At 65.9% G+C, this 18,990-nt stretch carries 17 protein-coding genes; 11 read left to right on the forward strand and 6 right to left on the reverse strand.

Annotated elements, in window-relative coordinates:
• Positions 1–259: MFS transporter (locus JWN03_RS33910; protein WP_297623607.1), on the reverse strand; the 259-nt coding region annotated here is incomplete at its 3' end.
• Between the two features lie 130 nt (positions 260–389).
• Between JWN03_RS33910 and JWN03_RS33915 the strand changes: the two genes are divergently transcribed.
• The 3 genes from JWN03_RS33915 to JWN03_RS33925 all read left to right on the forward strand — a co-directional run bounded on the left by JWN03_RS33915 (position 390) and on the right by JWN03_RS33925 (position 3,091).
• Positions 390–902, forward strand: coding sequence for a MarR family winged helix-turn-helix transcriptional regulator (locus tag JWN03_RS33915; RefSeq protein WP_297623610.1), 513 nt, complete (start codon positions 390–392; stop codon positions 900–902).
• Positions 903–974: 72 nt separating this feature from the next.
• Positions 975–1,847 (forward strand): haloalkane dehalogenase, encoded by an 873-nt coding sequence (locus JWN03_RS33920; RefSeq protein ID WP_297623613.1) that lies wholly within the window; start codon positions 975–977, stop codon positions 1,845–1,847.
• 230 nt (positions 1,848–2,077) lie between these two features.
• Entirely contained in the window at positions 2,078–3,091 is a 1,014-nt protein-coding gene (locus JWN03_RS33925) for an RNA polymerase sigma factor (RefSeq protein WP_297623616.1), read from the forward strand.
• Positions 3,092–3,351: 260 nt separating this feature from the next.
• Here the strand turns inward: JWN03_RS33925 and JWN03_RS33930 are convergent, their stop codons facing one another.
• A complete protein-coding gene (locus JWN03_RS33930; protein WP_297623619.1) occupies positions 3,352–4,248 on the reverse strand; it encodes an LLM class flavin-dependent oxidoreductase in 897 nt (298 codons plus the stop codon).
• Positions 4,249–4,370: 122 nt separating this feature from the next.
• A complete protein-coding gene (locus JWN03_RS33935; protein ID WP_297623622.1) occupies positions 4,371–4,856 on the reverse strand; it encodes a hypothetical protein in 486 nt (161 codons plus the stop codon).
• Positions 4,857–4,999: 143 nt separating this feature from the next.
• Between JWN03_RS33935 and JWN03_RS33940 the strand changes: the two genes are divergently transcribed.
• From JWN03_RS33940 to JWN03_RS33965, 6 genes are all read left to right on the forward strand, one after another.
• The gene (locus tag JWN03_RS33940; protein ID WP_297623715.1) at positions 5,000–5,716 is read left to right on the forward strand and encodes a DUF1707 SHOCT-like domain-containing protein; all 717 of its coding nucleotides are present in this window, start codon (positions 5,000–5,002) and stop codon (positions 5,714–5,716) included.
• Between the two features lie 231 nt (positions 5,717–5,947).
• On the forward strand, positions 5,948–7,786 hold the full coding sequence (gene dnaK, locus JWN03_RS33945) for a molecular chaperone DnaK (RefSeq protein WP_297623624.1): 1,839 nt from the start codon (positions 5,948–5,950) through the stop codon (positions 7,784–7,786).
• On the forward strand, positions 7,783–8,391 hold the full coding sequence (gene grpE, locus JWN03_RS33950) for a nucleotide exchange factor GrpE (RefSeq protein ID WP_297623627.1): 609 nt from the start codon (positions 7,783–7,785) through the stop codon (positions 8,389–8,391). The genes dnaK and grpE overlap by 4 nt, the downstream gene beginning before the upstream one ends.
• A gap of 84 nt (positions 8,392–8,475) precedes the next feature.
• Entirely contained in the window at positions 8,476–9,657 is a 1,182-nt protein-coding gene (dnaJ, locus tag JWN03_RS33955) for a molecular chaperone DnaJ (RefSeq protein ID WP_297623630.1), read from the forward strand.
• Positions 9,657–10,049, forward strand: coding sequence for a heat shock protein transcriptional repressor HspR (locus JWN03_RS33960; protein WP_297623632.1), 393 nt, complete (start codon positions 9,657–9,659; stop codon positions 10,047–10,049). The genes dnaJ and JWN03_RS33960 overlap by 1 nt, the downstream gene beginning before the upstream one ends.
• A gap of 525 nt (positions 10,050–10,574) precedes the next feature.
• On the forward strand, positions 10,575–11,744 hold the full coding sequence (locus tag JWN03_RS33965) for a globin domain-containing protein (protein ID WP_297623635.1): 1,170 nt from the start codon (positions 10,575–10,577) through the stop codon (positions 11,742–11,744).
• Between the two features lie 61 nt (positions 11,745–11,805).
• Here the strand turns inward: JWN03_RS33965 and JWN03_RS33970 are convergent, their stop codons facing one another.
• From JWN03_RS33970 to JWN03_RS33980, 3 genes are all read right to left on the reverse strand, one after another.
• Positions 11,806–12,591, reverse strand: a complete 786-nt coding sequence (locus tag JWN03_RS33970) for an FAD-binding oxidoreductase (RefSeq protein ID WP_297623638.1) — start codon at positions 12,589–12,591, stop codon at positions 11,806–11,808.
• Between the two features lie 70 nt (positions 12,592–12,661).
• On the reverse strand, positions 12,662–13,822 hold the full coding sequence (locus JWN03_RS33975; protein ID WP_297623641.1) for an FAD-binding oxidoreductase: 1,161 nt from the start codon (positions 13,820–13,822) through the stop codon (positions 12,662–12,664).
• 155 nt (positions 13,823–13,977) lie between these two features.
• Positions 13,978–14,955, reverse strand: coding sequence for an NADP-dependent oxidoreductase (locus tag JWN03_RS33980; protein WP_297623644.1), 978 nt, complete (start codon positions 14,953–14,955; stop codon positions 13,978–13,980).
• A gap of 263 nt (positions 14,956–15,218) precedes the next feature.
• Here JWN03_RS33980 and clpB point away from each other — a divergent pair, with 263 nt between their 5' ends.
• Together clpB and JWN03_RS33990 are read left to right on the forward strand one after the other, a co-directional pair.
• Positions 15,219–17,774, forward strand: a complete 2,556-nt coding sequence (gene clpB, locus JWN03_RS33985) for an ATP-dependent chaperone ClpB (RefSeq protein ID WP_297623718.1) — start codon at positions 15,219–15,221, stop codon at positions 17,772–17,774.
• 301 nt (positions 17,775–18,075) lie between these two features.
• Entirely contained in the window at positions 18,076–18,945 is an 870-nt protein-coding gene (locus JWN03_RS33990) for a DUF5666 domain-containing protein (RefSeq protein ID WP_297623647.1), read from the forward strand.
• Positions 18,946–18,990 lie beyond the last annotated feature (45 nt).

The raw sequence follows: 18,990 nt of genomic DNA on the forward strand, positions 1-18,990 counted from the left end.
CGACCAGGAATACGCGCTTGCGGCCGAAGATGTCGCCGAGTCGGCCGCCGGTGATGAGCACTGCCGCGAAGGACAGCACATAGGCGGCGATGATCCATTCGATATCCGAATACGCGGCGCCCAGATCTTTCTGGATGCTCGGTACCGCGACATTCACGATGGTCACGTCGAGCAGGTCCATGAACCCGGCGGCCAGGACGACGGCGAAGGCGATCCACCGGCGTGGATCGAGTGTTGTGGGGATGGTGTCGGATTCCACGGCGAGCTCTCTTCGATTCGGTGGGGCGATTTCGATTCGGTGGGGTGCTGCGACCTCTCAAACTATGCACCTCAGGTGATTATCACGCAAGATGGCAATCATGATTGGTGCTCGCATGTAGAATTTCGATGTGACCGAAGCCGACCCGCGCCCCGTGCTGCTCGCCGATTCCATCCCCTTCGTGCTGTCGCAATTGGGTACGCAGGCCACCTTCCGGTTCACCGATCTGCTCACCCCGCTCGGCATCAAACCGCAGCAGTTCGGCATGCTGCGCATCCTCGAGGCCGCCGGTGGGCGCTCCCAGCAGCAGTTGTCCGAGGCGCTCGGCATCCACCGGAATGTGATGGTCGGACTGGTCGACGATCTGGAGAAGCGTGGGTTCGTCGAGCGCCGCAAACACCCGACCGACCGGCGCGCGCACGCCGTGTATCTGCTGCCCGCCGGTTACGAAATGCTCACGCGGGCAGCGGGAATCGCCGCCGCCCTGGATGCGGAAATCACCTCGGCGCTCGATGCCGGCGAGCGGGAGACACTGCTCGCACTGCTGCAGAAGACGGCTGCCGGAAGCGGGCTGCTGCCCGGGATTCATCCGGGATTCACCACCGATCGGGCCGCTGGTTCCGGATGTGACACGGGTCACTGACTCGGGCGGTCACAGCGGGGTGCCGCCGGTGTCCAACCAGGTGAAGGCAATTCACTCGAAAGGACAGCCCTCATGACCCGCATCGATGTACTCGACTCGTTCCTCAACTACAGCGACACCGGCACCGGTGACATCCCGGTGGTGTTCCTGCACGGCAACCCGACCTCGTCGTACATCTGGCGCAATGTGATCCCGTATGTCAGCGGCGAAACCCGGGTGCTGGCACCGGATCTCATCGGGATGGGCGCCTCCGGTAAGCCCGACAGCGACTACCGGTTCGTTGATCACGCCCGCTACCTCGACGCCTGGTTCGAGGCGCTCGGGCTGGAGCAGGTGATCATCGTCGGCCACGACTGGGGTGGTGCGCTCGGAATGGACTGGGCGGCAAGCCATCCCGGCCGAGTGCGCGGCATCGCCGTGGTGGAGACCTTCCTGCGTCCCATGCGCTGGTCGGAAATGCCGCCGCAGGGCGCGGAACTCTTCCGCCGCTTCCGCTCCCCGGAAGGGGAGGAGATGGTCCTGGAACGCAATATGTTCATCGAGTTCAACCTGCCCGCCTCCACCCACAACCTCACCCCGGAAGCCCTGGACACCTACCGCGCGCCCTACCCGACCCCGCAATCCCGCAAGCCGATGCTGGTGTGGCCGCGCGAATTCCCGCTCGACGGCGAACCCGCCGACGTGGTCGCGATCATCGAGAACTACGACCGCTGGATGGCCTCCACCCCGGAGGTGCCCAAGCTGGTCATGGCCGTCGAGAACGGCGTCGGCCTCGGTTCCCCGGAAACGATGGACTGGGCGGCGGCCACCTTCGCCGCCGCCGAGATCACGAATATCGGCCCCGCCGGGCACCACTGCCCGGAAGACCAGCCCGACGCCATCGGTGCCGCGGTCGCGGAATGGATTCAGCGCCACGCATTGACGGCGGCCCCAGCCATCGCCTGAACGCTGGTGACGAGAGGTTCGGAGTCGATCGCGGGTGCACTACACGCCGCGCTCTGCGATCGGCCCTGCCTCGCCCTACTGATCCCAGGACAGGCGGACTGCCCACTGGTCGTATCGCGCACCGCACAGCCCTGTCGAACCGCCTTGCGCCACGCCGCATCCGCGCCCAAGCTGGCGATATGGAGACCGAAGCCAGCGGCAGATCTTCCGCGGACACGCCTGAATCCCGAGTGGGAAACACCACGCGCGGCGTCGCACCGGACATCATGACGGAGGTCGAGGGGAGCTCCGGTGCAGCGGTCGACGGCCATGATTTCGGGGGCACGGCGGAGGTGGAGTCCGGGCCGGATGCGGCCGAGCGGGAGTTGGTGGCGCGGGCGGTCGGCGGAGATCGGGCGGCGATCTCCGAAGTGGTTCGGCTGCTGCAGGATCCGATCTACCGGCTGGCGCTGCGCATGGTGTGGCGGCCCGCCGATGCGGAGGATGCCAGCCAGGAGATCCTGCTGCGGGTGGTCGGCAAGCTCGGCACCTGGCGGGGTGAGGCCAAACTGCTCACCTGGGCGTACCGGATCGGGGTCAACTATCTGCTCAACCTGAAACGCCGGACGCCGCAGGAGCAGCAGCAGTTGAGCCTCGACGAATTCAGCGAAGGCTTGAAAGACGGTCTGGCCGAACAGGATTACCGCGGCCCCGAATCGAGTCTGCTCACCCACGAGGTGCGGCTCAATTGCAGCCAGGCCATGCTGCAATGCCTGGTCCGCGACGAACGCATCGCCTTCGTACTCTCCGAGATCTTCGAACTCAGCTCCGCCGAGGCGGCATGGATCTCCGGCACCACCGCCCCCGCTTACCGAAAGCGCCTGGAGCGAGCCAAGAAACGACTGGGCAACTTCCTCACCTCGACCTGCGGACTGGCGAATCCGCAGGCCTTCTGCCGCTGCTCACGCCGCGTAGAAAAGGCCGTCGACCTCGGCCGCATCACCCCACCCCGCCCCACCTTCGCCGCACATCCCCTCACCCCGGGCGGCCGAACCGTAGACAGCGCCGCCCGGCAACTGGCGCGCCCCCGCGCCGCAACACCGCCGACCGCCGGCCGCGCCGCCCAGGAAGTAGAACGCCAGATGGCGCAACTGCACGCCGCCGCCGCCATACTCGGCGCCCACCCGGATTACGCAGCCCCCCAAGCCAAAATGGACGCCATCACCACCATCCTCACCTCCGGCCGCTTCCCCCTCCTGGACTGACAATCCCCCTCGGTACCGGCCCCCTTAGTCCCCGGACCGCAACCGCACAGCCGTTATCCGAACCGCACACCCCTTAGTCCCCGGACCGCAACCGCGCAGCTGTTATCCGAACCGCACACCCCTTATATCCGTTGTGCCGCTGAGAAAAGATCTGTGCGATCGGACGGGCCTTGTGCGATCGGACGGGCTTTGTGCGGTCGGACTGGACCTGTGCGGTCGGGTGGGACCTGTGCGGTCCGGGCATCGCGGGGGAGTTCGGGTTAGGTCTGTGCGGTGAGTAGTTCGCGGGCTGCGGGGACTACTCGGCGGGCGAAGCGGTGGACCTGGTCCACGTCGAAGCCGGGGGGCCAGTAGATGAAGGTGTCGAAGCGGGCGTTCTTGTGCAGGGCGGCAATGATTTCCGCCCACTCCCGGGCGGAGCCTTGGATCGGGTCGTTGCCGCGGGGGCGGGGTTGGAGTTGCTGATCGCTGATGACGCCGGGGAGCGCCGCCATGCGGGTGATGGTTTGTGGATCGCGGTGTTCTGCGAGTGCGGCGGCGTCGATTCGGTCCTGCGCGGCCCGCCACCGCTCCCAGGGCAGCCAATTCGGAAGTGGCGCAACCCATCCGTCGGCAACCCGGCCCACCAGATCGAGGGCGTGCGGGCCCATGGCTCCGATCCAGATGCCGATCCGGTGCGCCGGCGCGGGCCCGCCCGCAATGCCCTGCACCGTGTATTCGTCGCCCTGGACCGACACCAGCCGCCCGGGTCTCCAGGCGGCGCGGATGATCTCGATCCCCTCCTCGAGAGCCCGCAGCGCCGCCCGCCCCTTCAGCGCAGGCCCACCCATGGCGACCACACCGTCCTCGAAAGCGCCCGCCCCGACCCCGAGCTCGAACCGCCCGCCGCTCAGCAGATCGAACGTGGCGGCCTGCTTGGCCAGCATGGAAGGCCGCCGCAGCGGCATATTCGCGACCCCCGGATACACGCTGATCCGCCTGGTCGCGCTCAAGCAGGCCCCCAGCACCGCGAAGGTATCCCCGAATTCCGCCGCATACGGGTGATCCTGGATCCCCACCAGATCCAGCCCCTCGTCCTCGGCGGCCTTCGCCATATCGAGGACGTCCTCCAGCGCCGCCGCGGTGGGCGGGATCGAGATGCCGAATCGGAATGCCATCCTGCCTCCTCCGGGTGCGACGCCAAGAGGATCTTCGACTGCGGAGGGGGCGATGTCCGGAATTCCCTGTTTGCCAGCGTGTCTTATAGCTATGGCACCTGGTAGAGGCGTAGTGGAACCGGCTAGGGAACCTGATAGAAGGTGGAGAAGGACGGTCCCTCGCCGATGAGGTAGTGGTTGTAGCCCTCGGCCGTCACGGAGACCTTTCCGGAACCGACGGGCAGGTCCAGGGAGATGGTCGGGCCGCCGTCCTTGGTCGCGTTCACCTGGGCGTAGGTCGGCAGTCGGCTGGCGGGCAGGTTGTCCCAGTTCAACGCCCAGTACATGACCGCGCCATTGCATCCGGCGGGATTGTCCGCTCCGGCCCCGTAGGTGCCCAGCGGTTGCAGATTCAGCGTGAGCACGCCCGGACGATCCGGGTTGTAGTCGACGGAGGTGCGGTAGTGCACCCCGCAGCTGCCGGTGATGGCATTGCCTTCCGACTGCGAGCCCGGGGGCTGCCAGGCGATCGGCGGTTCGTAGGCATTGGCGACACCGGCTCCGCTGAGAGCGAAGGCCGCGGCGGCCGCGCCGCTGATTCCGGCGGCGGTGAGAGTGCGAAGTTGCATTGATATCCCCTCGAGCAAATATGTAGCGAACATACTTTCACGGGGTATGTCCGCTTCGCCCAGCTGGGTGGGGAGTGGGCCGTTACCCTTCGGGGGTGAGTGCGAGGTCGTCCGATGCGTCGGGGTCTGCGAGCGCCGGGCGAATGCGGGCTCGGGATGTAGATCGCGTGGATGCGCGTGCGCGGTTGGACGCTGCTTATGAAGAAGGCCAGCTGGGGGCGGACGAGTACGACCAGCGGTCGCAGCGGGCGCAGGCCGCGCAGACGGTGGCGGAGCTCGGGCAGCTGGTGGGGGATCTGCAACCCGGGCGGACCGAGGTGCCGCCGACGGCCACACCGGCGAAACCGGCGGAGCTGAGCCGTTATCCGACCCGGACTCGGGCACGGGACAGTGATCGTGCGGCAACCGCCGCGCTCCTGGATGCGGGGCTCGCCGACGGTCAGCTGAACGAGGCCGATCACCGGGCGCTCACCGAACTCGCCGGGGAAGCCTCGACTTTGGGCGAGCTGGCGGATCTGACCTCGGATCTGCAGCGGCCGGACAATGCGCCCGCCGTGGTGCAGCCGCCGAAGACGCAGCGGCGCAAGGTATTCAGCTGGGCGGTGCTCGCGGCCTGCGCGGCAATGTTCGCGGCCGGATTCGTGGCGGTGGATCAGCCGCCGGATATTCCGGCAGGCGCGCCCGTAGCTCCGCTCGGCGTGGTCCAGCCGATTGCGATTCCGATGCCGAATCTTCTTACCGCGGAAGGCTTCACCGTCTTCCGCGACCTGGTCAGCATCTACGTCGAGAACGGCTCCAAAACCGCATACGTGCAGGTATCGCCCCAGGGCGAGCCGATCACGGTGCACCTCCCGCAGTAATCTCGACCCTGCACGAAAATTTTCTGCGCTCCCTGGAATAGATGTCATGAGTCGCCCGTTGGTGCTGTTCAGACAAGGTTGAGCGAAGCGGACTCAAGTTCAAGTTGCACCAGACGGACAACCGGTGCAGGATTGAGCCGACCACGCTCAGTGTTGCTGAGGATCCTGCCCCGATTCGGAGCAGGATCCCGCCGCTAGGACACATCGGTACGTCAATCAGGAGGAATCACCATGGCTCGTGCGGTCGGTATCGACCTCGGGACCACGAACTCGGTCATCGCCGTTCTCGAAGGCGGTGAGCCGGTAGTCGTCGCCAACTCGGAGGGCTCGCGTACGACCCCGTCGATCGTCGCTTTCGCGAAGAACGGCGAAGTTCTCGTGGGTCAGCCCGCGAAGAACCAGGCTGTCACCAACGTCGATCGCACGATTCGGTCCGTCAAGCGCCATATGGGCGAGGACTGGTCGGTGGAGATCGATGGCAAGAAGTACACCCCGCAGGAAATCTCCGCGCGCACGCTGATGAAGCTGAAGCGCGACGCCGAGGCCTACCTCGGTGAGGAGATCACCGACGCGGTCATCACCGTCCCCGCCTACTTCGAGGACGCGCAGCGCCAGGCCACCAAGGAAGCCGGCCAGATCGCGGGCCTCAACGTCCTGCGCATCGTCAACGAGCCCACCGCGGCCGCGCTGGCGTACGGCCTGGACAAGGGCGACAAGGAACAGTCCATCCTGGTCTTCGACCTCGGTGGCGGTACCTTCGACGTCTCCCTGCTCGACATCGGCGAGGGTGTCGTCGAGGTCCGTGCGACCTCCGGTGACAACCACCTCGGCGGCGACGACTGGGACGAGCGCGTTGTCACCTGGCTGGTCGACAAGTTCAAGGCGTCCTCGGGCATCGACCTGACCAAGGACAAGATGGCCCTGCAGCGCCTGCGCGAGGCCGCCGAGAAGGCCAAGATCGAACTGTCGTCCTCGCAGTCGACCTCGATCAACCTGCCCTACATCACGGTGGACGCGGACAAGAACCCGCTGTTTCTCGACGAGCAGCTGACCCGCGCGGAGTTCCAGAAGATCACCTCCGATCTGCTGGACCGCACCCGCAAGCCGTTCCAGTCGGTCATCAAGGACGCCGGCATCGCCGTCGCCGATATCGATCACGTTGTGCTCGTGGGTGGTTCGACCCGTATGCCCGCCGTCTCGGAGCTGGTCAAGGAACTGACCGGCGGCCGTGAGCCCAATAAGGGCGTGAACCCGGACGAGGTCGTCGCCGTCGGCGCCGCCCTGCAGGCCGGTGTGCTCAAGGGTGAGGTCAAGGACGTCCTGCTGCTCGATGTCACCCCGCTGTCGCTGGGTATCGAGACCAAGGGCGGCGTGATGACCAAGCTCATCGAGCGCAACACCACCATCCCGACCAAGCGGTCCGAGACCTTCACCACGGCCGATGACAATCAGCCGTCCGTGCAGATCCAGGTCTTCCAGGGTGAGCGCGAAATCGCTTCGCACAACAAGCTGCTCGGATCCTTCGAGCTGACCGGCATCCCGCCGGCTCCGCGTGGCGTGCCGCAGATCGAGGTCATCTTCGACATCGACGCCAATGGCATCGTGCACGTGACGGCCAAGGACAAGGGCACCGGCAAGGAGAACACGATCAAGATCCAGGACGGCTCCGGCCTGTCCAAGGAGGAGATCGATCGCATGGTCAAGGACGCCGAAGCGCACGCTTCGGAGGACAAGGCCCGTCGCGAAGAGGCCGAGACCCGCAACCAGGCCGAATCGCTGGTGCACCAGACCGAGAAGTTCATCAAGGACAACGAGGACAAGGTCCCGGCCGAGATCAAGACCAAGGTCGAGGCGGCCATCACCGACGCCAACAAGGCGCTCGAGGGCACCGATATCGCGGCCATCAAGACCGCGGTGGAGAAGCTCGCGACCGAGTCGCAGGCGCTGGGCCAGGCCATCTACGACGCCAGTGCCGCGGATCAGGCCGCCTCGAGCAATGGCTCGAGCGCGCCCGACGCCGATGACACCGTCGTCGACGCCGAGGTCGTCGAGGAGCCGGAGAAGAAGTGACGAACCCGAACCCGGAACAAGAACCGATCACGGTCTCGGGTGAGGGCGCGGAGGCCGCGGCGGAAGGATTCGCCGCGGCTTCGGCTGCGGATGATGTTGCCATGAGCGAGGATTCGCTCGCCGACACCATCACCGCCGAGCTCGCCGAGCGCACCAACGATCTGCAGCGGCTCACCGCCGAATACGCCAACTACCGCCGCCGCGTCGAACGGGACCGCAAGGCCACCATCGACAATGCCAAGGCGACGGTCGTCGGCGAACTGCTGGCCGTGCTCGACGATCTCGACCGCGCTCGCGCACACGGCGACCTGGACAATGGACCGCTCAAGTCGGTCGCGGACAAACTGGTCACCGCCCTGCAGAAGCAGGGCCTCGAGGACTTCGGTTCCGAGGGTGAGCCTTTCGACCCGACCCTGCACGAGGCCGTGCAGCACGAGGGCTCCGGGCACGACCCGGTGATCGGCATGGTCATGCGCAAGGGTTACCGCTTCGGCGACCGCGTCCTGCGTCATGCGCTGGTCGGGGTCACCGACGGGGTGGCCGATCTGAACGGCTCGGCCGCATCGGATTCGACGAACGCCGGCCCCGATGCCGCTGGCGCCTGACACACCGGTGGCCCCGCACGGGGCCACCACGTCGGTCCCGTACGGGATGGCGGCGTCGAGAAATCTGGAAGGAGGAGATGCCCGGTGAACCGGGAGTGGCTCGAAAAGGACTTCTACAAGGAGCTGGGTATCGCCTCCGGCGCGACCCAGGAAGAGATCAAGAAGGCGTACCGCAAGCACGCCCGCGAGCTGCATCCGGACAAGAACCCGGGTGACGCCAAGGCGGAGGAGCGATTCAAGGTCGTCAGCGAGGCGCATGCCGTGCTGTCCGATCCGGAGAAGCGCAAGGAGTACGACGAAGCGCGAAAGCTCTTCGCCAACGGCGGTTTCGGCCGCGGTGGCTTCTCGCCCGGCGGTGCCGGCTACGGCCAGCCCGGCGGATTCTCCGGCGACTTCAACCTGGGCGATATCTTCGGCGGTCAGACGGCCGGAGCGGGCGCGGGCGACGGTGGGCTGGGCGATCTACTCGGCGGACTGTTCAACCGCGGCGGCACTCGTACCTCGTCGCGCCCCAGGCGCGGCAGTGATGTGGAGACCGAGACGACGCTGGGCTTCCGCGAGGCCGCCCAGGGTGTGACCGTTCCGCTGCGCATGACCAGCCCGGCAGCCTGCACCACCTGCCACGGCAGCGGTGCGAAGCCGGGCACCAGCCCGCGAGTCTGCCCGCACTGCAACGGATCCGGCGTAGTCAGCCGGAACCAGGGTGCGTTCGGATTCAGCGAGCCGTGCGAGGACTGCCGGGGCACCGGGTCGATCATCGACGACCCGTGCGTCGACTGCCACGGCTCCGGCATCCAGAACCGGACCCGCACCATCACCGTGCGTATCCCCCCGGGGGTGCGTGATGGTCAGCGAATCCGGTTGGCGGGCCAGGGCGAAGCGGGTCTGCGAGGTGCGCCCCCGGGCGACCTCTACGTCGCCGTGCACGTCAGTCAGGACAAAGTCTTCGGCCGCAACGGCGATGACCTGACCCTGGTGCTGCCGGTCAGTTACAGCGAACTGGTGTTGGGGACAACGGTTTCCGTGCCCACGCTGGAGGGACGCGTCGGCGTCAAGGTGCCCCCGGGCACCGCCGACGGCCGCACCCTGCGCGTGCGCGGACGCGGTGTGCCCAAGCGCGACGGCGTCGCGGGCGATCTGCTCGTGACCGTCAAGGTCGCGATTCCGCAGAAACTGGACGACGAAGCCACCGAGGCGCTGCGGCGCTATGCGGAGGCGGAGAAGACCAGTGGTTTCGATCCGCGAGCCGGCTGGGCAGGTGCGTGATGAATCCCGATCCGAAACAGGCCGCCGAGGCTCAGTACTTCCTGATCTCGGTGGCTGCGCAGCTGGCGGGCATGCACGCCCAGACGCTGCGTACCTATGACCGTCTGGGTCTGGTATCGCCGCAACGTACTTCGGGCGGCGGCCGGCGCTACTCGGACCGGGATGTGGAGCTGCTCCGCGAGGTGCAGCGCCTGTCCCAGGACGAGGGCGTCAACCTGGCGGGCATCAAACGGATCATCGAACTCACCAACCAGGTCGAGCAGCTGCAGCAGCGGGTCGCCGAACTGGGTAATGAAGTGGACAGACTCCGGTCGGGTTACCGGCCGGATCTGAGTCCTCCACAGCGCAGTACGGCATTGGTTGTCTGGCAACCGCGCCATCGCCGCACGTAGTACGACAGCTCCGTCATACCGATGTTTTCGGCCGGGATCCACAGTGGGTCCCGGCCGAAAGGTCACCGGATGACGGAGCTTTTCTCTTTGTTGCGGGTGATGTGCTGCATTTCTTTGTTTGTGGGAGAAGTTGTGGATAAGTGTGGGGGAGAATTAAATACAGACCGGCCGGTTGTAAACTTCTGACGATTGCGAGTTTTGTCCTTATACCGCAACGTATTTCGGCAACCTTCAAGGTTGCGGGAGGATCGCTCCTTATCTGAGTCTTGCAAAACGAATGTCCCAGATTCGACGGGTGGAAACCCGTGTCCCACGGTGTTTCCCAGTTGAACAGTCTGTTTTCTAGCGGGTTTGCTTGTCCCACATTCGTTTTTGGGGAATTACAAGCACGTAGTTGAAACGTCTCGTTCCGTTGCTGGCAAACCTCGCCTACACTTGCTCAGCAACGGCTGCTGTCGAGTGTCCCGCAGCACTGCACTCACCGGCCCGGGCTGTGTTCGAGTGCGAAATGGGGTTGTGACACAAATGGATTCGCGGACCGTCGCATTGATTAGAACGACGTTCAAGTCGGTTGCTGCGGAAGACGGTGGCCCCGAAAAGCTCGCGCGTTCGTTCTACGCCATTCTCTTCACGGAGTATCCTCAAGTGCGGGACTTCTTCCCGGCCGCGCTGGACGCCCAGCGCGACAGGTTGGTGAAAGCGATCGCCTATGTGGTCGACCGGCTGGAGGAGCCGGACAAATTGCTCCCCTTCCTCGCCCAGCTCGGCCGCGACCACCGCAAATACGGTGTGGTGGCCGAACACTATGCGGCTGTGGGCAAATCCCTGAAGACGGCCATGCAGGCCTACGCCGGTACCGAGATGTGGACCGATGAGGTCGACAGTGCCTGGGACGAGGGTCTCGGCGTCATCGCCGGCACCATGATGGGTGCGGCCGAGAAGGAAAGCACCCCACCGGTCTGGACCGGCACCGTCATCGAACATCGTGAAGTGCTGCGCAACCTCGCCATCGTGCGACTCAAGCTGGATCAGCCCATGCAATACGCGGCCGGTCAGTACATGAGTGTGCAGATCCCCTCCCGCCCGCGGATGTGGCGGTATCTCTCCCCGGCCATCCCCGCCAATGCCGGTGGTGAGATCGAATTCCATATTCGCGGCGTCACCGGCGGCTGGGTCAGCCCGGCCATGGTCGGCCATACCAAGGTCGGCGAACAGTGGCTGATCGGCTCCTCGCTCGGTGGGCTCGGCGTACCGCGCAATACCCGCCGCAAAATGCTCATGGTCGCCTGCGGCACCGGAATCGCGCCGCTGCGTGCACAACTCATGGCCATGACGCAGCGCCGCTCCAATCCGAAGGTCGATCTGTTCGTGGGCGGTCACTACCCCTGCGACCTCTACGACCTCGAAATTCTCAGTCAGCTCGCCCTGGCCAATAAGTGGCTCACCGTCACCCCGGTCACCGAGAGTGATGAGAACCCCTGGTGGCAGCTCACCAATTCCAGTGAGCCCCAGGATCATCCGGGCCTGCAACCGCGCAGGGTCGGTCAAATCGGCAAAATAGTCGCCAGTTTCGGCTCCTGGGCCGATCGCGACGTGCAGATCGTCGGGTCGCCCTCCATGGTGCAGACCACCAAGTTCCGTCTCATGGCGGCGGGTACCTCGACCAGCAATATCCGCCACGACCCGCTGTTCTGACGCGGGCCCCAAGCCCCCGCGCCGCTGTCGGTCTTCGGGCAGCGGTGCGGGGCACCAACCCTCAAAAGCCTTCGTAGCGAATGGCTTCCGGAGCTGTGCCGGTGGCGACGAGCCGTTCGACGGCCGAATGCACGGCGCCGGCATTGCCGCACACCACAATGTGCTGATGGTCCAGCGGCGCGAAGCGGGTGACGATCTCCGCCAGAGTGCCGGGCAGCAGCTCCTCCGGCTCGAACCCGATATCCACGCGACAGGCTTCGTACCAGTGATCGGTCCAGTCCGGATTATCCTCGTCCAGGACCACGGGAAGCACTGTGAGCCAAGGTAGTTCATTGGCCATCAGGTGCAGCATATCGTCGGCGTACAGGTCGCGAGGGTATCTGCCGGCCACGAACAGATGCGTGCGCGGGGGCGCCTCGCGACGCGAAATATCCAGCAGCAGTGCGCGTAACGGGGCCAGGCCGACACTGTCGGCCAGCATGACCACCTCGGTGGCCGCCTCGTCCACGGCCAGCCAGCCCGCGGGGGCGCTGATGCGCCATTCGTCGCCGGTCCGGGTGTCCGAGACCAGGGAACCGCTGCACCAGCCGCCGGGGACGGTACGGATGTGGAATTCCAGCTTGCCGTCCAGCGAGGGTGGCAGTGCGGGATAGAGGCGGCGCACCATATTCGGGTGCTGCGGAGTGCGCACCTCCACCGATTGGCCGGGCGCGAAGGGCACGAATTCGCCGATCAGGCGAACCACCGCGAGGTCCTCGCGCAGGCGGTGCGCGCCGACCACCGTGGCAGTCCACTCGGCGGCCTCGCCGATCCTGATGGGGCCGGTATCGTCCGGGCCGAGGGTCACCGCATTCTCCTGATCATCCACAAACCTTGCACTGCAACCATATTCAACACCGACCGGCGGCCCGAGTGCGCTACACAGGATCGCAGTCGATGTTCGACTCCGGTGTACCCACCGCCAGCAGCGCCCGCTTGGTATCGGCGATCATGCGCGCCGAACCGGCGATCTGGATCTGCCGATCCGCCCAGGCGCCGAAACTGGCCACCACCGCGCCCAGGTTACCGATCAGCCGCCGGTGCATGCCGAACGGCGGATCGGCGGGAGCGTACGGATGCCACCACGGATTGGTTTCGTTCTCGCAGACCGGAATCACCGTCAACCACGGATTGCTCTGCGAGAGCTGCCACATGTTCTCGACGTCGTACAGATCGCACGGATAGCGCCCGCCCATGAACAGGTGCACCCGCGGATTGATACCGCGGCGGCCCATCTCGATCAGCTGCGCGCGAATCGGGGCGATACCGGTACCCGAGCTGATCATGAGCACATCGCGGCGACTGCGCAGATCCACATGCAGACCGCCCAGCGGGGAGGCGATCATCCACCGATCGCCGACCTTGGTCTCATTGATGATGGCCGGGCTCACCCAGCCGGTGCGCACCTTGCGCACGTGGAATTCGATCTCGCCGTACGGATTGGTGGGGATGGCGGGGGACAGGTACCGCCACATCTTCGGCCGCTGCGGAATCGCGACCGGCACGTACTGCCCCGCCTGATACGGGATCGGCGTATCCGATTGCAGCCGCACGATCGCCAGATCGTCCACCACTCGGCGGTGGCCGACTACCGTCGCCTCCCAATACGGTTGCGACTTATCGGAATTGGCTCCTATGGCCATCGACGCCGAGATCAGGATGGTGATGTCGCGCCACCCGGCCTCCAGCTGCCGACTCCAGTTCGCCACCCCGTTGTAGGAGCGGAACGCGGAGAGCAGCGCACGACCGGCAATGTCGTAATGCGCTGCTTCGACTCCATATTTGCGATGGTCGCGCGCGAGTTGTTCCAGGAAACGCTGTGCGCGGTCCCAGTCCTCCAGATTGTCGAGCACGTACTGAATGGCCGTCATCAGCCGCTTGGGCTGCATATCCATCGCCGTGGGGAACAGTTCCCGTAGGGCGGGGATCTCCGCGAAGAGGTGACCGTAGAACGCGCTGATAAGTCGTTCGGCGCCCTGAGGGGCTGCGACGACTGTCCGGAAGTTTGCGCGGACCAGCGCTGCTGAACGCGCATCCACGACGTCGAGCTTTCCTTTCCTTGCTACTACACCGGACGCACCTGGTTCCAGGCCGTCCTCCGCGTCAAGTATCCCTGAAAAAACGGTGGTCGCACTGATATAGCGGAGGCTGATCGATTTGACAGCCGCTGACCGGGGGAGACGGAACTCGCAGTTCAGATGACCAGCACCGTCTTGCCGCGTGCGCCCGTGGCGCCGATCACCTCCGGCGCCGCTTCCAGCGGAGGCGTGTTGTCGATGGGGACGACCAGATCGCCATTGCCCACATGGCGCAGCAGCTCCCGCAATTCTGTTGCGCCCCCGGTGGATTCGAAATTGCCGCCCGTGATGCCGCGCGCCTTCAGATCGTCCTCGTCGGCCGACCCGATGGTGGTGAGGGCGGTGCCGCCGGTTTTGACCAAGCTCGCATTGTCGGCGAAGACCGCAGGCGGGCTCACCAGATCGAACAGCACATCCACGCCGCCCGGGATGCTGGTGCGCACCGAATCTGCGACCGAGAGCTGCGAGTCCTCCGGGTGGGTCGGGGAGTCCGTGACCGTGATGCGGCCGTAGTCGACCACCTCGGTCGCGCCCAGCCGGATCATCCGATCGGTGTCGTCGGGGCGGGCGGTGGCAATGACATGCGCGCCCGCCAGGGCGGCCAATTGCACCAGGAACGAGCCGACGCCGCCGGCCGCGCCGACAATGAGCACGTGCTGGCCGGAGACGACCGCGGCGGACTTGATCAGATCCAAGGCGGTGAGGCCCGCGGTGGGCAGCGCGGCGGCCTGGATCGAGGTGATCTCGTCCGGGACCTTGGCGATGGTGCTCGCGCGCGGGACCACGATGTATTCGGCGAAGGTGCCGTGCCCGACCGGCGGGATGAGGAATTTGCCGACCACCCGGTCGCCGATCTCGAAATCGTCCACGCCCGCGCCCATGGCCGCCACCCGGCCCGCGCCGTCCACGCCCGGAATGAGCGGAAAGTCGTGTGGCAGTTTGCCATCCAGGAAGCCGTCGATTATGCGTTTGTCGAAGGGGTTGACGCCCGCGGCTTCCAGTTCGATCTTCAGCGTGCCGGGCCCGGCTTCGGGGGTGGGCATGTCCGTGGCCTCGGGACGGCCGCCGAATTCTCGTACCACGATCGCGCGCATTGCTGCTCCATTCGTCCGGGATATCCGAGCTTGCGGTGAGCGGGTGATGCGTCAACGAACCCGATCCATCGTAGGCAGGTCACCTCTGAGAACTTCGCGATTCAGGCCATTCGGTCTTGTTCGTGGCGCGTAGCGTGAACGAGGACCTTCGACACTGTTGTCAGCGCCGAAAATCCATCAGACTTGAGCGGAACAGACTCAACTCTTGTCGCGTTGGATCGAATAAGTGCTGAATCGAATAAGTGACTAGCAGGAAGGTGAACGTGGACTCGTTCAATCCCACCACCAAGACCCAGGCGGCGCTGACCGCCGCCCTGCAAGCGGCCTCGGCCGCGGGCAACCCGGAAATCCGTCCGGCGCACTTGCTGGTGGCGTTGCTGGATCAGACCGATGGCATCGCCGCACCCCTGTTGAAGGCCGTCGCAGTCGATCCGGCAACGGTTCGGCGCGAGGCCCAGGACGTTGTCGACCGGCTGCCCCGCGCATCCGGCGCGACCACGCAGCCGCAACTCGGCCGGGAGGCGCTCGCCGCCATCACGGCCGCCCAGCGGCTCGCTACCGAAATGGGCGACGAATACGTCTCCACCGAACACCTCATGGTCGGCCTCGCCGCCGGTGACTCCGACATCTCGCAACTGCTGCTGAAATACGGGGCCACCGCCGACGCCCTGCGCGACGCGTTCACCACCGTGCGCGGCAATACCCGTGTCACCACCGCTGATCCCGAGGGCAGCTACCAGGCGCTGGACAAGTACTCCACCGACCTGACCGCCGCCGCCCGCGAGGGCAAACTGGACCCGGTCATCGGGCGCGACACCGAGATTCGGCGCGTGGTGCAGGTGCTGTCGCGGCGCACCAAGAACAATCCGGTGCTCATCGGCGAACCCGGTGTGGGCAAGACCGCCATCGTGGAGGGCCTCGCGCAGCGCATCATCGCCGGCGATGTGCCGGAGTCGTTGCGCGGCAAGAAACTGGTATCGCTGGACCTCGGCGCCATGGTCGCCGGAGCGAAGTACCGCGGTGAATTCGAGGAGCGGCTCAAGGCCGTCCTGGAAGAGATCAAATCCAGTGCGGGACAGATCATCACCTTCATCGACGAGCTGCACACCATTGTGGGTGCGGGCGCGACCGGTGAATCCGCCATGGACGCGGGCAATATGATCAAGCCCATGCTCGCGCGCGGTGAGCTGCGGCTCGTCGGCGCGACCACGCTCGACGAATTCCGGCAGCACATCGAGAAGGATCCGGCCCTGGAACGCCGCTTCCAGCAGGTGTTCGTCGGCGAACCCTCGGTGGAGGACACCGTCGGCATTCTGCGCGGGCTCAAGGAGCGCTACGAGAACCATCACCACGTGCGCATCACCGACTCCGCGCTGGTCGCCGCGGCCACGCTGTCGGATCGCTACATCACCTCCCGGTTCCTGCCGGACAAGGCCATCGACCTGGTCGACGAGGCCTCGTCCCGGCTGCGCATGGAAATCGATTCGCGACCGGTGGAAATCGATCAGGTCGAGCGGGCGGTGCGGCGACTCGAGATCGAGGAGGTCGCACTCGCCAAGGAGACCGACGAGGCCTCCAAGCAACGCCTGGAGAAGCTGCGGTCCGAATTGGCCGACGACCGTGAGCAACTCAACCAATTGATGACCCGCTGGCAGAACGAGAAGCAGGCCATCGATTCGGTTAGCGGGCTCAAGGAGGAGCTGGAGGCACTGCGCGGGGAATCCGAGCGCGCCGAGCGCGACGGTGATCTCGGCAAGGCCGCCGAACTCCGCTACGGGCGAATCCCCAAGCTGGAGAAGGAACTTACCGAAGCCGAGGCGAAGGCCAAGGGCGCTTCCGACGGTGACGTCATGCTCAAGGAGGAGGTCGGGCCCGACGATATCGCCGAGGTGGTGTCCGCGTGGACCGGTATCCCCGTGGGCCGGATGATGGAGGGCGAGACCCAGAAGCTGCTCCGCATGGAGGACGAGCTGCGTCATCGGGTCATCGGTCAGGTCGAACCCGTGCAGGCCGTCTCCGACGCGGTGCGCCGGGCGCGGGCCGGTGTCGCCGACCCGAATCGGCCGACCGGATCGTTCCTGTTCGTCGGGCCCACCGGCGTCGGCAAGACCGAACTGGCAAAGGCCCTGGCCGACTTCCTGTTCGACGACGAACGCGCCATGATCCGCATCGATATGAGCGAGTACAGCGAGAAGCATTCGGTGGCTCGCCTGGTCGGTGCGCCGCCCGGATATGTCGGCTACGACCAGGGCGGTCAGCTGACCGAAGCGGTGCGGCGGCGGCCGTACTCGGTGGTGCTCTTCGACGAGATCGAGAAGGCGCACCCGGATGTCTTCGACATTCTGCTGCAGGTGCTCGACGAAGGCAGGCTCACCGACAGCCAGGGTCGCACGGTCGATTTCCGGAACACGATCCTCATCCTCACCTCCAACCTGGGTGCGGGTGGCTCGCACGAGATGGTGATGAATGCCGTGCGCGCGGCGTTCAAGCCGGAGTTCCTCAACCGGCTCGACGATGTGGTCATGTTCCACCCGCTCGACGAGGAGCAGCTGGAGGAGATCGTCGACATCCAGCTGAACCAGCTGCAGAAGCGGCTCGCCCAGCGCAGGCTCAATCTGGAGGTCTCCGATTCGGCCCGCTTCTGGCTCGCGGTCCGCGGCTACGACCCGGCCTACGGGGCGCGCCCGCTGCGCCGCCTCATCCAGCAGTCCATCGGCGACAGCCTCGCCAAGGAATTGCTGGCCGGCGAGGTCCAGGACGGTGACACCGTGAATGTCAACGTCACGCCCGACGGAGACTCCCTCATCGTCGGCCGCTGATTCGGCCTGCACAGCCCGTGGCCCCGAGGACACCAGTCCTCGGGGCCACGCCCTACCTCTCGAACGCCGAGCCCCCCAACAACATCCGCTCCAAGGTCGTGGCCCGCCCGGTTCTGGACTGAGCGGAGGGAGCGAAGCGGAGGAGCGGAGGGAGGGAAGAGCCGGGTAACAGGGCCACGACCCGCCCGGAGCGAAGCGGAGGGCAAATTGAACACAGCACCCGCCCGCCTGAAGCAGAGCCAGAAATTCACAGACCCCGAGTTCGCGGCTGTTGTGGGTTTTGCACCCTAGTCTGGAGGTCATGACTAGTCCGAGCGATCCGTGGTCGCGGCGGCCCGAACCTGAGCCGGTGGATGGTCCGACCGAGAAGGTCGGGTCCGCCGCCGAGCAGGTGGGGCAGCCTTCGGAAGTCTCGCCGACCGAATACTTCGCGCAGCAGCAGGGGCCGGAGGCCACCCGGGTGCTGCCACCGCACGACCCGCAGTGGGGTGGGTACGAGAGCGGCGGCGAGTATCCGCCGACGGCCGCCTATCCGCCGGTGTCCGGCTACGGGCCGACTCCGGGGAACACCGGAGGCATGGGCTACGGGCCGACCGCCCAGTACGCCGCGCCCGGGTATCCGGGCGGACCCGGTGGGCCCGGCGGCGGCTATCCACCGGCTGGGTTCCCACAGCAGCCGGGACCACCGCCACCGCCCTCGCGGACCAATCTCTGGATCGGCCTCGGCATTGCCGCGTTCGCGCTGGTAGCGCTGGTCGGCGTGGTCGTGGGAGTGCTACTGGCGCACAAGGATTCATCGGACAGCACCGCCTCGGCCACCACCTCGCGGATGAGCGGATTCGCGGTGCCGGGCTTCCCGGGCAACACCTCGGCGCAGCCGCTCCCGAGTGGTGTTCCGACCATCCCGGGTCTCGGCGATATCGACCAGCTCGGCGCGAATATGGGCACCATCGCGAGCAATGACGGCACCACCCTGACCATGACCTCACTGTCCGGCACTACGGTGACCGTGCACACCGATGAACGGACGCAGGTGATTTCGCTGAGCAGTACCAAGGTGGCGGATCTACCCGTGGGCGAGATGGTGATGGTTCAGGGCGACAAGAACGCCGACGGATCCGTTCAGGCCAAGATCATCATCAGCACGTCGCTGCCGGGTGGGCCTCGGTGATCGATATGGGTGCAGGCGTACCGGGCACACACCCGCCCGGCTGGA

This window comes from Nocardia sp. (assembly GCF_025465275.1).
Classification (GTDB): Bacteria; Actinomycetota; Actinomycetes; order Mycobacteriales; family Mycobacteriaceae; genus Nocardia.

Bases quoted from the DNA above. Each gene is read 5' to 3' on its own strand.
- dnaK (WP_297623624.1), top strand. From the start codon at position 5,948: ATGGCTCGTGCGGTCGGTATCGACCTCGGGACCACGAACTCGGTCATC.
- JWN03_RS33940 (WP_297623715.1), top strand. From the start codon at position 5,000: ATGCGGGCTCGGGATGTAGATCGCGTGGATGCGCGTGCGCGGTTGGAC.
- JWN03_RS33960 (WP_297623632.1), top strand. From the start codon at position 9,657: ATGAATCCCGATCCGAAACAGGCCGCCGAGGCTCAGTACTTCCTGATC.
- JWN03_RS33920 (WP_297623613.1), top strand. From the start codon at position 975: ATGACCCGCATCGATGTACTCGACTCGTTCCTCAACTACAGCGACACC.
- JWN03_RS33965 (WP_297623635.1), top strand. From the start codon at position 10,575: ATGGATTCGCGGACCGTCGCATTGATTAGAACGACGTTCAAGTCGGTT.
- JWN03_RS33990 (WP_297623647.1), top strand. From the start codon at position 18,076: ATGACTAGTCCGAGCGATCCGTGGTCGCGGCGGCCCGAACCTGAGCCG.
- JWN03_RS33930 (WP_297623619.1), bottom strand. From the start codon at position 4,248: ATGGCATTCCGATTCGGCATCTCGATCCCGCCCACCGCGGCGGCGCTG.
- JWN03_RS33980 (WP_297623644.1), bottom strand. From the start codon at position 14,955: ATGCGCGCGATCGTGGTACGAGAATTCGGCGGCCGTCCCGAGGCCACG.
- JWN03_RS33935 (WP_297623622.1), bottom strand. From the start codon at position 4,856: ATGCAACTTCGCACTCTCACCGCCGCCGGAATCAGCGGCGCGGCCGCC.